This window comes from Mucilaginibacter sp. P4_E8 (assembly GCF_056401495.1).
The window spans coordinates 1-18,489 of sequence record NZ_JBFUJG010000027.1 but is presented as its reverse complement, the minus strand read 5'-3'; the positions used below and the strand labels follow the sequence as shown (position 1 = coordinate 18,489).

12 protein-coding genes are annotated in these 18,489 nt (G+C 42.1%); 8 read left to right on the top strand and 4 right to left on the bottom strand.

Features of this window, described 5'->3' with window-relative positions; genetic code table 11:
• The first annotated feature begins 46 nt into the window (after positions 1–46).
• The 3 genes from AC1DRQ_RS12965 (at position 47) to AC1DRQ_RS12955 (ending at position 4,091) form a co-directional block, all read left to right on the top strand.
• Positions 47–2,473: a TonB-dependent siderophore receptor gene (locus tag AC1DRQ_RS12965; RefSeq protein WP_477424965.1), complete on the top strand. Its 2,427-nt coding sequence runs from the start codon at positions 47–49 to the stop codon at positions 2,471–2,473.
• Between the two features lie 146 nt (positions 2,474–2,619).
• A complete protein-coding gene (locus AC1DRQ_RS12960; RefSeq protein WP_477424964.1) occupies positions 2,620–3,201 on the top strand; it encodes an HD domain-containing protein in 582 nt (193 codons plus the stop codon).
• Between the two features lie 11 nt (positions 3,202–3,212).
• Positions 3,213–4,091 carry a YitT family protein gene (locus AC1DRQ_RS12955; protein WP_477424962.1) on the top strand — a complete coding sequence of 293 codons (879 nt, stop codon included), beginning with the start codon at positions 3,213–3,215 and terminating at the stop codon, positions 4,089–4,091.
• A 93-nt stretch (positions 4,092–4,184) separates the two neighbouring features.
• Here the strand turns inward: AC1DRQ_RS12955 and AC1DRQ_RS12950 are convergent, their stop codons facing one another.
• The 4 genes from AC1DRQ_RS12950 to AC1DRQ_RS12935 form a co-directional block, all read right to left on the bottom strand.
• Positions 4,185–5,228 carry an adenylate/guanylate cyclase domain-containing protein gene (locus tag AC1DRQ_RS12950; protein WP_477424960.1) on the bottom strand — a complete coding sequence of 348 codons (1,044 nt, stop codon included), beginning with the start codon at positions 5,226–5,228 and terminating at the stop codon, positions 4,185–4,187.
• On the bottom strand, positions 5,228–5,605 hold the full coding sequence (locus AC1DRQ_RS12945; RefSeq protein ID WP_429396551.1) for a response regulator: 378 nt from the start codon (positions 5,603–5,605) through the stop codon (positions 5,228–5,230). Before AC1DRQ_RS12945 ends, AC1DRQ_RS12950 begins: the two co-directional genes overlap by 1 nt.
• 120 nt (positions 5,606–5,725) lie before the next feature.
• Entirely contained in the window at positions 5,726–7,108 is a 1,383-nt protein-coding gene (locus tag AC1DRQ_RS12940) for a sensor histidine kinase (RefSeq protein WP_477424957.1), read from the bottom strand.
• Between the two features lie 99 nt (positions 7,109–7,207).
• Positions 7,208–8,086, bottom strand: coding sequence for a helix-turn-helix domain-containing protein (locus tag AC1DRQ_RS12935; RefSeq protein ID WP_477424955.1), 879 nt, complete (start codon positions 8,084–8,086; stop codon positions 7,208–7,210).
• A gap of 147 nt (positions 8,087–8,233) precedes the next feature.
• On the opposite strand from AC1DRQ_RS12935, the gene AC1DRQ_RS12930 reads away from it, so the two are divergent.
• The 5 genes from AC1DRQ_RS12930 (at position 8,234) to AC1DRQ_RS12910 (ending at position 18,129) form a co-directional block, all read left to right on the top strand.
• Positions 8,234–11,476: a DUF1553 domain-containing protein gene (locus tag AC1DRQ_RS12930; RefSeq protein ID WP_477424953.1), complete on the top strand. Its 3,243-nt coding sequence runs from the start codon at positions 8,234–8,236 to the stop codon at positions 11,474–11,476.
• A gap of 6 nt (positions 11,477–11,482) precedes the next feature.
• Positions 11,483–13,000 (top strand): DUF1501 domain-containing protein, encoded by a 1,518-nt coding sequence (locus AC1DRQ_RS12925; RefSeq protein ID WP_477424952.1) that lies wholly within the window; start codon positions 11,483–11,485, stop codon positions 12,998–13,000.
• A 132-nt stretch (positions 13,001–13,132) separates the two neighbouring features.
• Complete coding sequence (locus tag AC1DRQ_RS12920) at positions 13,133–14,242, top strand: twin-arginine translocation signal domain-containing protein (RefSeq protein ID WP_477424950.1); 1,110 nt, start codon at positions 13,133–13,135, stop codon at positions 14,240–14,242.
• The gene (locus AC1DRQ_RS12915; RefSeq protein WP_477424948.1) at positions 14,239–15,579 is read left to right on the top strand and encodes a DUF2231 domain-containing protein; all 1,341 of its coding nucleotides are present in this window, start codon (positions 14,239–14,241) and stop codon (positions 15,577–15,579) included. Before AC1DRQ_RS12920 ends, AC1DRQ_RS12915 begins: the two co-directional genes overlap by 4 nt.
• Before the next feature lie 219 nt (positions 15,580–15,798).
• The gene (locus tag AC1DRQ_RS12910; protein ID WP_477424946.1) at positions 15,799–18,129 is read left to right on the top strand and encodes a GH92 family glycosyl hydrolase; all 2,331 of its coding nucleotides are present in this window, start codon (positions 15,799–15,801) and stop codon (positions 18,127–18,129) included.
• The last annotated feature ends 360 nt before the right edge of the window (positions 18,130–18,489 follow it).

Below are 18,489 nucleotides of genomic sequence, written 5' to 3'. Positions count from 1 at the left end.
ACGTAGCAGATAACATTGATCCTAATTCAACTCAATCCCCAACACAATGACGCGTTTTATACGAATAAAATTACCCACCGTTCTTTTTAAAAACATTAATGCAAAACTCTTTTTATCAAAACTGCCGAATGCGCTGTTTATAGCTTGTTTTTTAGCGCTGGTTTTAAATGTTGATACCGCGTTGGCGCAAAAATCAGCTTCAGGTATGGTTAAAGGAACAATAAAAACATCTGATGGCGTAGCCGCCGAATATGTGAACGTACTTATTAAAGAAACTAACCAGGTTGCCATCACTAATAAAAACGGCAACTTTACTCTAAGAAATGTAAAACCCGGAAATTATACTATGCTGGCAAGCTTTGTTGGCCTTAATACACAAAGTCAGCAAGTAACAGTTACTGAAGATAACATAACAGTTGCCGATTTTACGCTCACAGAAAATAAACAAAGGCTGAATGAGATCCATATAAATGGGCGCAAATCAAATAAGTTTTTACGGAAAGAAACAGATGATATTGCCAAACTTCCGCTTAAAAACCTGGAGAACCCGCAGGTATACAGTGTGGTAACCAACGAATTAATGAAGGAACAGGTAGTAACCAATTATGTAGATGCCTTTAAAAATATACCAGGTGCCGGTGTTCCGCTTATTTATAACAACGGCCGTACATCTTTATTATCAAGAGGGTTTACAACCGAGAATTTAGTTAGAAATGGAATTTCGGGGTTTGACTATAACAGTGTTGATCCTGCAAATATCGAAAAGGTAGAAGCTATAAAAGGCCCGTCGGGAACGCTCTTTAACAGCAGTATGGTATCTTTTGGCGGGGTGTTTAACCGGGTAACAAAAAAGCCGCTTGATACAGCTAAAACCGAAATTGGTTATCAGGGTGGCGGGTTTGATCTTAACCGTATCACTGCCGATGTTAATACCCCGTTAAATAAAGATAAAACGGCATTGTTTCGCATCAATACGGTCCTGCATAGCGAACACAGCTTTCAGGATGAAGGTTTTACCCGCAGTATTTTTGTAGCTCCCAGCTTTACCTATCATGTAAATGACAGGTTATCTGTTCAGTTAGATGCTGAAATAAGTACCTATAATGCTACATCAGCTTACCGCCTGGCACCTTATGCCAAAGGCAAGGTATTCAATATAAAAGATCTGGCTATTGACTATAACAGGTCATTTGCAGGTAACAGCGTTGACTATACCAGTAAACAGTTTGATGTTTTTGGACAGGTTAATTATAAAATATCAGACCATTGGAAATCACAAACCGCATTTGCCAGAACATATTCAAACACCAAAGGTATGGTTACGCAATTAACCATTGTAAGCGATACCGGTATAAGGCAATCACTTCAAAAACAGGATTTTCCATATTATGGAACCAACATTCAGCAAAACTTTATTGGCGATTTTAAATTAGGCAGCATACGTAACCGCCTGGTTGTTGGTTTGGAGTATTACAACCAAAAAAGTAACCGCGATTTTACCACTGTAAATATGCCTGTGCTTAATTACACCAAACCGGGTGCTGCCTATGATAATTTTAACGCCGATAAGGTATCGGCTTTAGCTGCAAGCTCACCTTATACTTATACACAAACCAACTTAAGCTCATACGCGGTATATGCTTCGGATGTGATTAATTTTACTGATCAGCTGAGCGCTATGCTAAGTTTACGTGCCGACAGGTTTGATAATAAGGGCTCATATACCCCCAGCACCGGTACCAGAACGGGTAACTATAAACAAACAGCGCTTGCACCAAAATTTGGATTGGTTTACCAGGTGATAGAAAATCAGATATCGTTGTTTGGTAACTACATGAATGGTTTTAGTAATGTATCAGGTACAGATTTTAATAACAATACTTTTAAACCACAATATGCTAATCAATGGGAAACAGGGGTGAAGTTTGACCTTTGGGATCATAAGATCAGTTCAACCGTTAGTTATTATGATATCTCTGTAACCAACACAACCCGGCAGGATCCTGATCATCCGGCATTCAATATTCAGGATGGTACTCAATTAAGTAAAGGTGTTGAAGCAGAAGTAATAGCTAATCCCTTTACCGGCTTTAATATTATAGCAGGTTATGCTTATAATAATAGTAAATATACCAAAGCCGATGCCTCTGTGCAGGGTTTGCGCCCAGCCGCCGCCGGACCAGATAAGCTGGCCAACCTGTGGGTAAGCTACCGGATTCCTGAAGGCAAAGTTCAAGGATTAGGATTTGGCGTAGGCGGTAATTACGGAAGCGCGTCATATCAAACCAATACAACCACTTTTAAATTTGTGATACCATCATATACCGTGATTGATGCCACTGCCTTTTATGACCAGCCATCATACCGTATAGGTGTAAAATTGGACAACCTGACCAATGAAAAGTACTGGTCGTTCCGTTTAGCTCCACAAAATCCTACACGCTGCACATTGAGCTTAAACCTGAAGTTTTAAGCCCCAAACAAACAATTGGCCTGCTAACTTCCCGTGTTATATATACGCGGGCGGTTAGCAGGCTTTTTTATTTCTTAAGCCTACATTCGTGCGGTTATTATACCTTGCAGAACAATTGATATATTAGCGGTCAATTATAATAGCAGATGCAGATTCAACAAGCCAGGGAATTTATTCTGGATAAGTTAAATAAGGAACTTCCTGAACATTTTTATTATCACAACGCCAACCATGCCATAGATGTATATACTACATCAAGGCTAATTGCGGAAAGCGAAGGGATAAATGGGCATGAAACACAACTACTACTTACAGCGGCCCTGTTTCATGATTCGGGCTTTTTATATGGTGGAAAAATAGATCATGAATTACGATCATGTGAAATTGCCCGCTTATATTTGCCTGGCTTTGGATATGCATCGGCAGATATTGAGCAGATATGTGATATTATTATGGCTACTAAATTGCCGCAAAGTCCGCATGATCACTTAGGCGAAATTATTTGTGATGCTGATTTGGATTATTTGGGACGGAATGATTTTTTTGTACTCAGTAAAAAGCTATTTTCGGAACTTGTAATAACCGATGGTTTAAAAACAGAACAGGAGTGGGATGAACAGCAGATCGCTTTCTTTGAAAATCATCATTACTTTACCAAAACAGCCATTGAATTGCGCGGAACTGTAAAACAACAACATTTAAAAGAGATCATTAAAAAAACATTTTAAAAGTATAATTCATGACAAAAGCGGAGCACAGTTTACCCGAAATAATAAAGGATGTAGTAACTGTAATAGCCGGGATATTATTTTGCGGTTTTGCACTCAAAGGGTTTTTGGTGCCTAACAAGTTTTTTGATGGCGGCGTTACCGGTATCTCGCTGCTTATTCATGAGCTGTACCATATTAATATTGCTTTTGTTATCATCGCAGCCAATATTCCCTTTGTAATTTTAGGCGCTTACCAGGTTAACCGCGTATTTGCCTTAAAAACCTTTGTGTGTGTTATAGCGCTTGGCATTTGCCTGCTGTATGTACCATACCCGGTTATCACGTCCGACAAATTATTGGTTTCTATATTCGGCGGGGTGTTTATGGGGCTGGGTGTCGGGCTTTCCATTCGTGGGGGCTGTGCGCTTGATGGTATCGAGATCCTGGCGCTTTATACCTTAAAACGCAGTAGTTTTACCATCAGCGAGATCATTTTAGGTATCAATATCATCATTTTCTTAATAGCAGCCTTTGAACTTGGGCTGCCTACGGCACTATATTCTATTTTAACTTATTATACCGCCTCACGCACCATCAGCTTTGTAATTGATGGTTTGGAGGAGTATACCGCTGTAAACATAATATCCGGTAAAAGCGAGATCATCAAGGAAAAACTGGTGATGGAGCTTGGTCGTGGCATTACCGTGTACAAAGGTGAGCGTGGTTTTCTGAAAGAAAGCTTTGATGTAAGTCAACCCGTTGATATTATCTTTACGGTGATTACACGCCTTGAAGTACGCAGGCTAAAAAACCTTGTCCATAATATCGACCCCAAAGCATTTGTATTTACCAACAGCATCAAAGAAGCCGCAGGCGGCGTGCTTAAAAAACGGGTGAGGGAACATTAATTAAGTCTTAAGTTCAAAGTCTTAAGTCGAAAGTCTTTAGCCTTAAGTCCCTTTATACTGGAAACTTTTGACTTAAGACTTTGAACTTAAGACTTAAGAAACCACCTCATAGATCTCCACCGGTTTGGCTTTGTTCTTGAGGCTTACTTCGCCAATTTTATTAAAGGCAAATGATTCCTTTGCTTTTTCATAAACCTCCTGGGTAACAATGATCTGACTGGCCTGCGCAACTGATTGCAGGCGCTGTGCCAGGTTAACCGCATCGCCTATTACGGTATAATCCAAACGTCTTAAAGAGGCCGAACCGATATTGCCCGAGATCATTTCGCCAGAGTTGATGCCTATAGACACCTCCGGTTTAAATGTTTTTTCACCATAAACTATCGCTTCAGCAGCGTGCATTTTTTCTTTTACCGCCAGCGCCGCATCAATAGCGCGGTCAAGGTGATACTCTCCCCTGAAAACCGCCATCACGGCATCGCCCATAAATTTATCAATATGTCCGTTTTGGGCTATGATCTCCTGTACCATCATATCAAAAAGCCTATTGATCAAACCAACAACAGTATTGGCCGGGATATGCTCTGATATGGCTGTAAAGCCGCATATATCAACAAACAGCACGGTAGCGTCAATCGTTTCGTTAGAGAGCAGGCTGGTTTCAAACTCCTGGTGAGTCATAAAGTTTAAAACGTTTTCATCAACATACATGCGCAGTATGTTGTTCTCCTTAATGGCCTGTAAAGTTTTCTTAAGCTCTATAACGTGTAAAAGCGTTTTTTCGATAGTAAGATCAAGGTCATCGAAATTAACAGGCTTGCATACAAAATCAAATGCGCCCCGGTTCATGGCCATACGGATGTTGTCCATATCTCCATAGGCCGATACCATGACCGCCTTTAATATCGGGTTAGCTTCGGGTAGTTTAGTAAGCAGGGTAAGCCCATCCATTTCGGGCATGTTGATGTCACTTAAAACCACATCAATATCAGGTTCCTCTGCAAGCTTTTTTAATGCTTCAAAACCATTTTGGGCAAATACAAAATCAAATACTTTTTCACGAATTTTTTTCCTGAACTTTTGTTTAATCAGCAATTCCAGATCCGATTCATCATCAACCACCAGTATCTTGGCCATTATTGTTCTATATGTTTTAGTTTTTCTTTTAAATTATGAAAATCAAGCGGCTTGGTTAAAAAATCATTTGCGCCCAGTTCCATTGATTGCTTATAATTTTCAGCGTCGCCATAAGCGGTAATCATCATTACAACCGGCGGTGGTTTTTCATATGTGCTCCTGATATTTTTAAGCAGCTCCAGTCCGCTCATGCCAGGCATATTTATATCCGATAAAATAAGTATCACTTCCGAATGGTTTTTTTCCAGGTACGTCATCGCTTCTTCGCCCGATAATGCAAAGGTAAATGCCATTTCACCGTTTTTTATCTCTTTTCTGAAGCGTTGTGTAAACAAAGGCTGTACATCTTCCTCATCGTCAACAACAAGTATTTTCATTTAATATAATTTGTTTTTTAAGGTGATGAAACTATTATGAGTTTATATTCATTTTATAACTCATTATGGTTTCATATTTTTAATATAACTCCAAAGTTAAGTTTTGTATTCGTTTTTCTATTAATTACCGGTAGTAGGGATGGTAATAATAAACCTTGCATATTCGCCCTCGGCTGTTTCTACTTTCAACTCACCATTATGGGCCTTGGTAATAATATCATAACTCATGGATAAGCCCAAACCAGTTCCCTGCCCGGTAGGCTTGGTGGTAAAAAATGGCTGGTAAATTTTGTCAAGTACCTTTTGCGGAATGCCCATTCCGTTGTCGCTTACTGTAATTTCAACAGCATTGCTGCCTGATGCAAGCTTTACCAGTTTGGTAGTTACGCTTACTGTTGGCTCATAACTGTCGCCAAGTAGTTTTTTCTTTTCGGCAACAGAGTAAAATGAGTTATTATATAAATTCAGCAATACCCTGCCCAGGTCTTGCGCCATAGCGTCAATATCACCAATGTTTGCATCAAAGCTGGTTTTCATTCCCGCATTAAATGATTTGTCTTTAGCCCGCAATCCGTGGTAACTTAAACGTAAATATTCATCGGCAAGGGCATTAATATCTGTAGGCTCTTTTTTACTGGTGGTAGCCCTGGAGTGCTGCAACATCCCTTTTACAATGGCATCGGCACGTTTACCATGCTGGTTTATTTTAGCCAGGTTCTGGGTAATGTCATTCATGATCTCATCGGCCTCTTCCTTGCTATCATCAGGCAGATCTTTGAATACACCATGCTTTAGTTCATCCAACAGTTCAATACTTACCTCGCTAAAGTTGTTTACAAAGTTTAATGGGTTTTGAATTTCGTGCGCTATGCCCGCGGTAAGCTCACCCAGCGAGGCCATTTTTTCCTGTTGTACCAATTGGGCCTGTGTGCTTTTAAGCTCGGCCAGGGCCAGCTGCAGTTCTTCTTTCTGGTGGGTTAGTTCGGCAGTGCGTTGTCTAACTTCGCTCTCCAGGTTAACCTTCATGGCGGCCATCATGCGGTTTTGCTCTTCTTCATCGCGCCGCTTTTTACGTTCCAATTCAAGAGCTTTGCTTTGCCTGCGATTAATAAACCACATGGCGCAAAACCACAAAATACCAAACGCTTTGGCACTTTCAAAAAACTCATTATAATCGTTATAAAAATTAAGGAAAAGTTTTTCAATTAAAACGGCTATAAGCGATATAACAACGTATGGGAGTACCGATGTTACCAGCGGGCGGTTGGTTTTAAATTCGTCAAAAGTAAAGGGTACAGCTAATAAAAGGAATGTAAAAAGATGGCTGAATAAGGCAAACAGCAAATTGTCCTTGGATACAAACATCAGGCACAAAAAAGCTATGGATGCCCAAAATGCATATTGCACATACTGGTTCCATTGACTATTATTTATATCCTGTGTTTTTAAGGTTCTGCGGTATTGGGTAACCAAAAAAAACGCGATAAAAGGTTCTAAAGTCATAAAAAGTAATTAACACCAGGTTATGGGTGTTCAAGTTAAAAGTTAACAATTTAAAACTAATATTTTAATTGTAATAATTTCATTTTATTAAATACCTTATCACATCACCAGGCTATGTTTTTTGTAAGCACTGGGCGTTTGCCCGGTTATATTTTTAAATATCCGCGAAAAGTACGATAGGTTCTCAAAACCTGTTTCGGCAGCTATTTCATAAAAGGGCATATCGGTAGTAGTTAACAATAATTGGGCACGTTCAATCCTTTTTGATTGTACGTAGGTTAACGGGCGTTCGCCGGTGTTTTCATAAAATAGCCTCGAAAAATAATCAGGATTGTGATTTGCCCGCTTCGCCAAATCGGCTACGGTAATCGTTGTCTGTAAATTGGTTTGTATATAATTTATGGCATCAGATACTTTGGAGTGTATAATGCTGTTATCCTTCATTAAAAAAAGTTCGGGAATCAAAAACCTCGAGAGTAGTTGCAATAATATCCCGTTTGTTTCTACATAGGCAGAAACGTGCATAAATTGGTTCAGTTCGCCAAAGTTTTTTAATATCGGCCGTTTTTCATACACGTTGGGGTTATATGAAATTTTTTGCAGGCCCCTGTCTGGGTTTAAATGTAATATCCGCTTAAAGCAGGTAATGTCCTCCTCGGTAGCTTTTATTTTAAATATTTTCCTGTTTGATGAAAAAAGGGATGAACCATCTGCCGACTCTTCTGAAAAGGATATATAATACTGGCTTAAATAACTATCGCAATAATAATTACAGGTTGTAAAACTGGGTACTAAGTATAAATAACCCTCTTCCAGTCTGAATACTTCTGTAGTGTTATATAACTTCCCCTCGCCGCCATCAATAAAATAAAGGCGATAAAAAGTACTGGTTACGTTCTTGTAGTTCCAGTTTTTGTTCAATTTAACATGATCCGTATTCAGTAAGCCGAATGTAGATCTTAAAATACTCCTGTTCATAATAATATGGCATTTGCAATTTAGATAAAATAGGGGATATATTTTAATAAAAAGTCGGATTTGTGCAAACTTAAGTTGTGTTTGTGAAATTTTTACTCACATGCTCCCCGTAGATTTATAAATTATAAACCGGATAAATTTTACTTCATGCGAAGGCTTCTTTTTATACTGCTTGGCGCCCTGGTGGTGCTCATAACTGGTATATATTTTTATTCATCAGCTGTTGATCTGCCACCCGATGTAAAGGAGGCTTATAACGCTTTGCCCAATTCGCTGGATTATAATATAGATGTAAAGCCTATTCTTTCGGATAAATGCTTTGCATGTCATGGTCCCGATAAAGCAAAACAAAAAGCCGGTTTGAGGCTGGATATAGCCAAATTTGCTTATGCCGACCTGCCCGAAGATAAAGGCAAAGTAGCCATTGATCCCGGAAACCTGGAAGGAAGTGAGTTTTTTCACCGGATCCTGTCAAATGATCCTAAATATATGATGCCTTCGCCCGAATCACATCATACCCTAACCGCTACTGAAAAAGCTATCCTGATAAAATGGATCAAGGATGGTGCAAAATATAAACCGCACTGGGCCTTTGTGAAACCCGTAAAACCAGATGTGCCCGAGGTGGATAATAAAGACTGGACAGCCAATAACCCGATAGACAATTTTGTACTAGCTAAACTGGAGCAAAAAAAGTTACAACCATCTAAACAGGCTGATAAGGAATTACTGCTGCGCCGGGTTTCGTTAGATTTAACTGGTTTGCCGCCAACTTTAAAAGAGATCGATGATTTTTTAAAGGATAATTCGTCCAACGCTTATGAGAAACAAGTTGACCGCCTGCTTAATTCGCCCCATTATGGCGAAAAAATGGCTGTTGATTGGCTGGATGTGGCCCGCTATGCCGATTCACATGGCTACACAGTTGACAGATTGAGGGATATGTCGCCATACCGCGATTGGGTGATCAAGGCGTTTAATACCAATTTTTCTTATGATAAATTTATCCAATGGCAACTGGCCGGCGACCTGATGCCGCACCCAACCCGTGATATGATCATCGCGACCGCTTTCAACCGCAACCATCAGCAAAATATGGAAGGCGGTATAGTGGAGGAGGAGTTTCAGACCGAATATGTAATTGACCGCACCAATACTTTTGGTACAGCTGTACTGGGCATGTCAGTTGGTTGTGCCAAATGCCACGATCATAAGTTTGATCCTATTTCACAAAAAAACTACTACCAGCTATTCAGCTTTTTTAATAATGTAAAAGAAGCAGGTCAAATATCATGGGACGATGCCCTGCCGACACCTACACTGATGCTGCCCACCAAGCAAAAGGAGAAAATACTACAGTTTATAAACAACAATATAACACAGGAGCAGCACAACATCGCCCTTACCCAAAGTAAGGCTGCGGCAGGTTTTGAAAAATGGCTGAATGCCGGTGACTACAAAAAACTGGCTGTCGATAAAATACCTGCTAATGGCTTACAGGCCTATTACACTTTTGATAAAGGCAGTTTGGTCAGTAACGTAAGCAGTAAAGATATTGGCGCCATGAAGCGCGAAACCGGATTACCAGGCGACGGGCCGGTATTTGAAAACAAGGGCAGTGGTAAAGCCATAGTACTCAATGGCGATGCCTGGCTCGACCTGAACAAAGTAGGCATTTTCCGTAAATCGGAGCCTTTTAGCGTTGGTATATGGGTTAATATCCCCAGGCAACTTACCGAAGGTGTTATTTTTCATAAAAGCAACGCCGAGCGTTTGTATAATTTCAGGGGATATCACCTGTATCTTAAAAATAACAAGCTGGAATTGAACATGGCGCACACCGGGCCGTCAAATGCCATTACCAAGGTTAGTATTGACGATGTTCCGAGAGATAAATGGATCCAGCTTACAGCAACTTATGATGGGTCATCAAAAGCGACGGGTTTCAAATTGTATATGAATGGGGCCGAAATGAAGATGGAAACCACCATGGATCAGCTCACTAAAGATATCCTATTCATTGGCGGTGGCGCACAGCCCGGTCTGCAAATTGGCGGCTGGTGGCGCGGGCGTGGTTTTAAGGATGGCAAAGCTGATGATATTGCCGTTTACAACCGAGCCTTAACACCTTTTGAAGTTAAAACCCTGGCACAAAAAGCAAACTGGGCAGCCATTGCCGGTAAAGACAAAGCTGCCTTATCTGTTGAGGAAGTTAATACGTTAAAAGGCTATTACTTAGCCGCCGTTGACCCGGATATGAAGGCAGAAGAACAAAAATTAAAGGCCCTGCGTACCACATTATCTGATTCAACCGAAAATATTGATGAGTTGATGGTGATGCAGGAAATGCCCAAGCCTAAAAAGTCATTCCTGTTAAAAAGAGGTAATTACGATATGCCGGGCGAGCAGGTTTTCCCTAACACACCAGAAGCCATATTGCCATATCCTAAAAACCTGCCTAAAAACAGGTATGGATTAGCGCAATGGGTAACCAATCCCAACAACCCACTGGCGGCAAGAGTAGCTGTGAACCGTTTTTGGCAAAACTTTTTTGGAGTAGGATTAGTGAAAACTGCCGAGGACTTTGGCAACCAGGGCGAAATGCCAAGTCACCCGGAATTGTTGGACTGGCTGGCTGTACAATTCGTGGAATCGGGCTGGGATGTTAAGGCATTGAATAAACTGATCGTAATGTCGGCAACCTATCGTCAGGATTCCCGCGCCAGTAAAGAGGCCTTTGAAAAAGATGCAGAAAATCGTTTTCTTTCACACGGTCCCTCATATCGTATGACTGCCGAAATGATACGGGACAACGCCTTATTTGCCAGCGGGTTGTTAAATACCCAGATAGGCGGAAAAAGTGTTAAACCCTATCAGCCAGAAGGACTCTGGGAAATAAACAACACTACTTACACGCCCGATACTGGCAAGGCAGTTTATCGCCGCAGTTTATACGTGGTGATCAAAAGATCGGTGCCTAACCCAACGCTGTCAACATTTGATGCACCTTCTCGAAGTTATTGCATTATGCGCAGACAGCCAACCAATACGCCATTGCAGGCATTGGTAACGCTTAATGACCCCACATTTGTGGAGGCATCCAAAGTAATGGGCGAGCAGATAAGCAGGTCAAATGATAGTCGTATGGCTATAAAGAACGCCTATCGCAAACTTACTGGTCGTACACCCTTACCCAAAGAGGTCGACCTGTTGCTCACGCTTCAACAAATAGAGCTTAAAAAATTCAAACAACATCCTGAAAAAGAAAACGGCTGGTTAAATACCGGTCAATATAAAGTGGATAAAAAAATGGATAGCGCGCTGATAGCCGCCAATACGGTTATTGCCAGCGCTATATTAAATTCTGATGCATCATTAACCAAAAGATAGAACGGCATGTCGAATTTTCATCATGATGAAGAGTTCAGGTTGCATACACCTGAATTTAGCGAACTCAATAAAAAGCTTGACCGGCGCGATTTTTTAACCAAAACCTCGCTTGGTCTGGGTGCATTGGCCGTAGGGTCACTGTTTGGTAATAGTCTGTTCGGTAGTTCACCTAAAGCTGTCATGAGCGCTGCACAAGGCGATCTGGAAGCCGATATTCTGCGGGCTTTACCGCATTTCGCGCCAAAAGCCAAAAGGGTAGTGTACCTGTTTCAAAGCGGCGGGCCATCGCAGTTTGAGCTGTTTGATTATAAACCCAAGCTAACTTCCATGTTGGGCCAAAACCTGCCCGATTCGGTACGCAAGGGGCAACGCCTTACCGGGATGAGCGCCAACCAAAGCGTGTTGCCAATGGTGCCATCATACTATAAATTTAACCAGTATGGCGAAAGCCAAACCTGGATGAGCGAACTAATGCCGCATACCGCGCAGGTGGTTGATGATCTTTGTATCATCAAATCCATGCATTCAGAGGCTATTAACCATGACCCGGCTATTACATTTTTCCAGACGGGTAACCAGCTTCCCGGCAGGCCATCCATAGGTTCGTGGATCAGCTACGGTTTAGGGTCTGACAATAATAACCTGCCTACCTTTATTGTGCTGGTTTCCAAAAACGGGCAAAAAGACCAACCGCTGTATGCCAGGTTATGGGGTAACGGCTTCCTGCCATCCAAACATCAGGGGGTACAGTTCAGGGCCGGTAAAGATCCTGTGCTGTATTTGAATAACCCCGATGGTTATGATGGTAAGGACAGGAAAGAGATGCTGGAATACTTGTCGAAATTAAACCGGCTGCAAAACCAGGCCTATGGCGATCCTGAAGTAGAAGCAAGGATCTCGCAGTATGAAATGGCCTACAGGATGCAAACATCGGTACCCGAAGTAATGAGCACCGCCGATGAACCTAACGAGGTGTTTGAAATGTACGGGCCTGATAGTCGCGATTCAGGCACTTATGCTGCCAATTGCTTACTGGCCCGTAAACTGCTTGAAAAAGACGTGAAGTTTGTACAGCTATATCATCAGGGCTGGGATCAGCATACTAATTTACCATCGGCCATTGCCACCCAATGCAAAGCTACTGACCAGGCTACGGCTGCCCTGATCAAAGATTTGAAAAGACGCGGCTTGTTGGAAGATACATTGGTGATATGGGGCGGTGAATTTGGCCGTACCGTGTATTCGCAGGGAAAACTTACCGCGAATGATTACGGGCGCGATCATCATCCCCGCTGTTTTACCATGTGGATGGCGGGTGCGGGAGTAAAGCCCGGCATATCATATGGCGAAACCGACGATTTTAGTTATAACATTACCAAAGACCCGGTACATGTGCATGATTTTCAGGCCACGCTGATGCACCTGATGGGGATTGACCATGAAAGGCTTACCTATAAATTTCAGGGCAGGCGCTTCAGACTCACCGATGTGGAGGGAAAAGTTGTAAGAAATATATTAACTTAGGTAGGAGAGGCAAGCTATGAGAGTCAGGAATCAAGACGCCATGCAATTAAAATATATTTATTTTTCTTATCTCTTGATTCTTAACTCCTGATTCTTTTTCTTTATGTACAAACAATTGAACAATTAAAAACCATGGAGAATTCGAGAAGAAATTTTTTAAAAAACTCTGCAATCGCATCGGCCTTAGTGGCTACCACACCTGTAAACAGTTTTGCAATATTACATAAGGATATGAAGCCAGATGATCAAACTATAGGCCACGGCGGCTTTACTTACAAGGCCGACAAGAACTGGGCAAAAATCAGCGTAAATAACACACCGTTGGCCAACTGCCACGAAATGGTACAGGACAGTAAAGGCCGCCTCATTATGCTGGGCGACCATACGCACAATAATGTTCTGATCTTTGATAAATCGGGCAAATTGCTTGATTACTGGGGTACAGCTTTACCGGGTGGACACGGTTTAAGTATCAGCAAAGAGGGCGGCGAAGACTTTTTATTGCTTACCGATTGCGGCTGGGCCCTGGACAGAACAGGTAATAGCTACGGCCAGTCGGGCCAGGTATTAAAAACCACGTTGGATGGAAAATTGATATTCGCCATTGGCCACCCGCGCACCATTGGTGTTTACAAAGATGATGAACCATTTAAACCAACCGAAACCGCGGTAGCTCCTAACGGAGATATTTATGTGGCTGATGGTTATGGCTCTGATTATATTATCCAGTACGATAGCAAGGGGCAGTATATCCGTCATTTTGGCGGACACCATAATACCAATAAAGACCATAATTTGGTTAACGCGCATGGTGTATCTGTTGATACCCGCGATAAAAATAACCCTACGCTGATCTGTACTTCGCGCGAGGAAAATTGCTTTAAGGTATTTACGCTGGATGGTAAATTTATTAAGCGTATTGATATGCCGGGCATGTATGTATGCCGTGCAGTAATTAACGAACAAAATATTTACGCCGGTGTATGCTGGTCAAAAGATGCGGCCGGGAAACGCTTTGATTATTCGGGTTTTGTAACCGTACTTGATGCTAATAACAAGGTGATATCAAATCCCGGAGGGGCCGCGCCTGTTTATAAAAATGGTGTTTTACAGCAAACATTACAGGCTGTTAATCCTGTTTTTCAGCACGGTCATGATGTTTGTGTTGACGAGGACAAAAATGTGTATGTATGCCAGTGGAATGCTTACCATACGGCCCCGGTAAAGTTAACGCGTGTATGATATTAGGGAATATAACTGAATTTTCGGGCCACCTGCACCCGCTTATTGTCCATTTACCAATAGGGTTTATTTTGCTGGCTGCTGTTTTTAATATTTTATCTTATTTAAAAAAGTATGAAAATTTAAAGCCCGCCGTATCTATAACCCTTTTGATAGGCTTTATATCGGCGGTTTTGGCCTGCATTTTTGGTTATATCCTTTCCTTATCCGGCGATTATGATCCGATTACTTTAAGCCATCACAAATTTTCGGGGATCCTACTTGCCGCTATTTCTGGTTTCTTGTATTTTATCTCCACAGATAAGGTAAACAGGGAGGTGCGGATCCCCGTGAAATTGTTTTCGGTATTGCTAATAGGCTTAATTGTACTGATGAGTTACAGCGGGCACCAGGGCGCAAGCCTTACCCACGGTAATGATTACCTCACCATGCACACACTGATGCAGGAAGTACGTGATAAGCCCGCAAGCGTTCAAAGTGCTATGATCTATGAGGACGTGGTGGGGCCTATCCTCCAGAAAAAATGTTCACAATGTCATCAGGGTGGAAAGCAAAAAGGACGTTTTTCGGTCGAAAGTTTGCAAACTTTGTTAAAGGGCGGTAAAACCGGTCCTGCCATAGTAGCAGGCAAGCTTAATGAAAGCGAACTGTACAAACGGGTCACTCTTGACCCGGAGCATAAAGATTTTATGCCTGCCGATGGTAAACCGCCATTGACAAAAACCGAAGTACAGATCATCAAATGGTGGATAGGGCAGGCCAACGCTGTTGAGGGCAAAACTATAGCCCAGCTTAAAAATACCGATGCTATTAAACCTAAGATCGGGGCATATTTAGGTTTTAATAAAGATGCCGCAGATGAAGGCGAGGGTGATGAAAAAGGCTTTATACAGGCTATTAACCCGGATATCCCGGTGCAGGCTGATACCATGCTGATTACCCATCTGCGGGCAAAAGGGTTAATGGTAAGGCTGATGCTCAAAAAACCACTCATGCTTGATATTACACTCCCCGCCAATTCAGGAATAAAAATAGCCGACATTAAAGGCGACCTAATGCCGCTGGCTAAAAACATCATCTGGCTTAATTTATCCGGCAATAACTTTACAGATAATGACCTTGCTATACTGCGGTCGTTTACTAACCTTGAGAAACTGCGGATTGAGAAAAACCCGGTGACTGATGGGGTAAGCAACGACCTTATTTCCTTAAAACACTTGGAAGCTGTTAATTTAAACGAGACCAAAATTACCGACCTAACTGTGGCCAATTTGAAAAAGAACCCCGGTATTAAAAGGATCTATACCTGGGGTACGGCTGTTAAGCAGGCCAACTAATTCATCTGCTATTGTAAAAATTTAGTGCATATAATGGGGCATAGCCTCATAAAGTAAATCTAAGTTATAAATTTGCTATTGCTCATTTATAGTCCATCAACATCGTAATTTAATCTATGTTTATCAGCCTGGTTCCGGTATATTTTTACCTGCCAGTTAATTGTTAAACCCAAAATTCGTTTTTGATCGATCACCAAAGAAAACCTTAGTAAATAAATCATGCTCAGAAATAATAATATACTTAAGGGTATTTGTATCTGCATAAGCCTGTCTGTATCCGCCAACATCAGTGTGTTCGCACAGCAAAAGCAATTGGCCGATTATGTAAATCCTTTTATTGGGGCCAGTACCAATATGCAATCGGCAGGTAATCCGGCTGGTCTTGGTAAAACTTTCCCAGGCGCTACTGTGCCGTTTGGCATGGTGCAGGTTAGTCCAAATACTATAACCGGTGGCGACAATGGTTCGGGATATAGTTATGAGCATAAAACTATTGAAGGCTTTGCCCTAACCCAAATGAGCGGTGTGGGCTGGTACGGCGACCTTGGAAATTTTTTGGTGATGCCTACCATGGGCACATTACAAACCAGTGCAGGTAAGGAAGGACGGCATGAAGGCTACCGTTCTTATTACGATAAGAAAAGCGAAAAAGCCTCGGCGGGTTATTATGCGGTTACGCTTACTGATCATCAAATTAAAGCCGAACTTACCGCTACGCCTCATTGCGGTATCATGCGGTTCACGTTCCCTAAAAACACTGGTTCCCGGATCCAGATAGACCTTGCCCGGCGTGTTGGCGGTACCGCGGTTAACCAATATATTAAGGTGGTTGATGACCACACCATACAGGGATGGATAAAATGTACACCTGCAGGTGGTGGCTGGGGTAATGGCGATGGTCAGGCTTTTTATACTGTTTATTTTTATGCTCAGTTTAATAAGCCACTAAAAGAATACGGTGTATGGAGTGCGTACATTCCCGATGGTCAGGGCCGCAAACTACAGGATATTGAAAGTGCAAAGTACCAAAACATCATAGCTCATGCTGCTATATTACCGGGTGTTAAAGAGAAATTAGGAAAACATTTAGGCTTTTATACCGATTTTGATACCAAAGCCAACGAACAGGTGATATTAAAAGCCGGGATTTCCTACAATACTATTGAAGGTGCTAAAGCTAATTTAGATGCCGAGATCAAGGATTATGATTTTGATAAAGTTCATCAGCAAGCTCGCGGCTTGTGGAACAAAGCCCTATCAAAAATACAGGTAACGGGTGGTTCAACCGAAGAGAAGTACTCTTTTTACACCGCCCTGTACCATACCATGATAGATCCGCGCACTTTTGAGGATGTGGATGGCAAATATCCCGGCGGCGACCTGAAAGCTCATGTTGCAGATCATTTTGTTAAAAGAACCATCTTTAGCGGCTGGGATGTATTCAGGAGCCAGATGCCGCTGCAAACACTGATTAATCCGGGTTTGGTAAATGATCTCATCAATTCGCAGATCACCCTGGCCACTGAGAACGGTCGCCAATATTTTGACCGTTGGGAACTGCTGAATGCCTATAGTGGCTGTATGATCGGTAATCCGTCCATATCAGTTATAGCTGATGCTTATAAGAAAGGGATCAAAGGCTATGACATTGATAAAGCCTACCAGTATAGTTTAAATACGGCTACAAAATACGGCAATGGCGACCGTGGTTTTAGCACCGGGGGCAACAGTATTTCGGGCACATTAGAATATGCTTATTTTGATTGGTGTGTAGCGCAGATAGCTAAGGCAACTGGCAAAAAGGATGATGCCGAAAAGTATTCAGAAAGGGCGCTGGCCTATCAAAACGTTTTTGACAAGGATAAAGGATGGTTTCGCCCTAAAAAAGATAACGGTGAGTGGGAGGAGTGGCCCGCGACCGGCAGGTTACAGCAAGGTTATGGTACGGTGGAGAGTAACCCTTATCAACAGGGGTGGTTTGTTCCGCAGGATGTGCCCGGTTTAGCCAAATTGCTTGGAGGCAATGAGAAAGCCATAACCGACCTAACCAATTTTTTTGAAAAGGCCCCCGCCAATTTGCTCTGGAACGATTATTATAATCATGCTAATGAGCCGGTACACCATGTGCCGTTTTTGTTTAACCGCTTCGGCGCTCCGTGGCTAACACAAAAGTGGACAAGGATCATTTGCCAGCGAGCTTATCATAATAAAGTAGAGGGGCTGGTAGGTAATGAGGATGTTGGGCAGATGTCGGCCTGGTATGTGCTGGCGGCAAGTGGTATAGCACAGGTTTGCCCCGGCGATATGCGTTATGAGATCACCAGTCCGGTTTTCAGTAAAGTAAAGATCAACCTTGACCCTAAGTATACCAAAGGAAAAGCATTTACCATTGTAGCAAAAAACAATTCACCAGCTAACGTATATATCCAAAGCGTCACGCTTAACGGCAGACCCTATCACAAATGCTATCTTGATTACGCGGCTATAGCATCTGGTGCTACACTGGAGCTGGTGATGGGTAATAAGCCTAATAAAGTTTGGGGGAAGTAATAATAAGCATATCGTAAACCCGCTTTTGGCCCCTGGAGGGCCAGTTACTTTGTAGCCACAAAGTAACCAAAGGGCTTTCAGCAGAAATGCTTCTTTGCGCACRGGCCTTTGCCCTGCCTTTGGTCTTATCAATAGTTTTTTAAGATTATTGTTATTGTTGAAATGGGGGTTCCAAGGGGGGTTAAGAACTAAAAACTTTGTGGAGAACGTTATTAAAAGGCAGGGTGAACTTATTTGCCCTATAGTCTGCCGGACTATGATTTGTATTAGTTCCCTGCCTTTTATGATTGCCCAAGGCCCAGCTATAATTATTCCCTTAATTCATCAAAGGTGATTGGCAAAAGGCAATTTATTAACGTA

Bases quoted from the DNA above. Each gene is read 5' to 3' on its own strand.
- AC1DRQ_RS12965 (WP_477424965.1), top strand. From the start codon at position 47: ATGACGCGTTTTATACGAATAAAATTACCCACCGTTCTTTTTAAAAAC.
- AC1DRQ_RS12960 (WP_477424964.1), top strand. From the start codon at position 2,620: ATGCAGATTCAACAAGCCAGGGAATTTATTCTGGATAAGTTAAATAAG.
- AC1DRQ_RS12955 (WP_477424962.1), top strand. From the start codon at position 3,213: ATGACAAAAGCGGAGCACAGTTTACCCGAAATAATAAAGGATGTAGTA.
- AC1DRQ_RS12950 (WP_477424960.1), bottom strand. From the start codon at position 5,228: ATGGCCAAGATACTGGTGGTTGATGATGAATCGGATCTGGAATTGCTG.
- AC1DRQ_RS12945 (WP_429396551.1), bottom strand. From the start codon at position 5,605: ATGAAAATACTTGTTGTTGACGATGAGGAAGATGTACAGCCTTTGTTT.
- AC1DRQ_RS12940 (WP_477424957.1), bottom strand. From the start codon at position 7,108: ATGACTTTAGAACCTTTTATCGCGTTTTTTTTGGTTACCCAATACCGC.
- AC1DRQ_RS12935 (WP_477424955.1), bottom strand. From the start codon at position 8,086: ATGAACAGGAGTATTTTAAGATCTACATTCGGCTTACTGAATACGGAT.
- AC1DRQ_RS12930 (WP_477424953.1), top strand. From the start codon at position 8,234: ATGCGAAGGCTTCTTTTTATACTGCTTGGCGCCCTGGTGGTGCTCATA.
- AC1DRQ_RS12925 (WP_477424952.1), top strand. From the start codon at position 11,483: ATGTCGAATTTTCATCATGATGAAGAGTTCAGGTTGCATACACCTGAA.
- AC1DRQ_RS12920 (WP_477424950.1), top strand. From the start codon at position 13,133: ATGGAGAATTCGAGAAGAAATTTTTTAAAAAACTCTGCAATCGCATCG.
- AC1DRQ_RS12915 (WP_477424948.1), top strand. From the start codon at position 14,239: ATGATATTAGGGAATATAACTGAATTTTCGGGCCACCTGCACCCGCTT.
- AC1DRQ_RS12910 (WP_477424946.1), top strand. From the start codon at position 15,799: ATGCTCAGAAATAATAATATACTTAAGGGTATTTGTATCTGCATAAGC.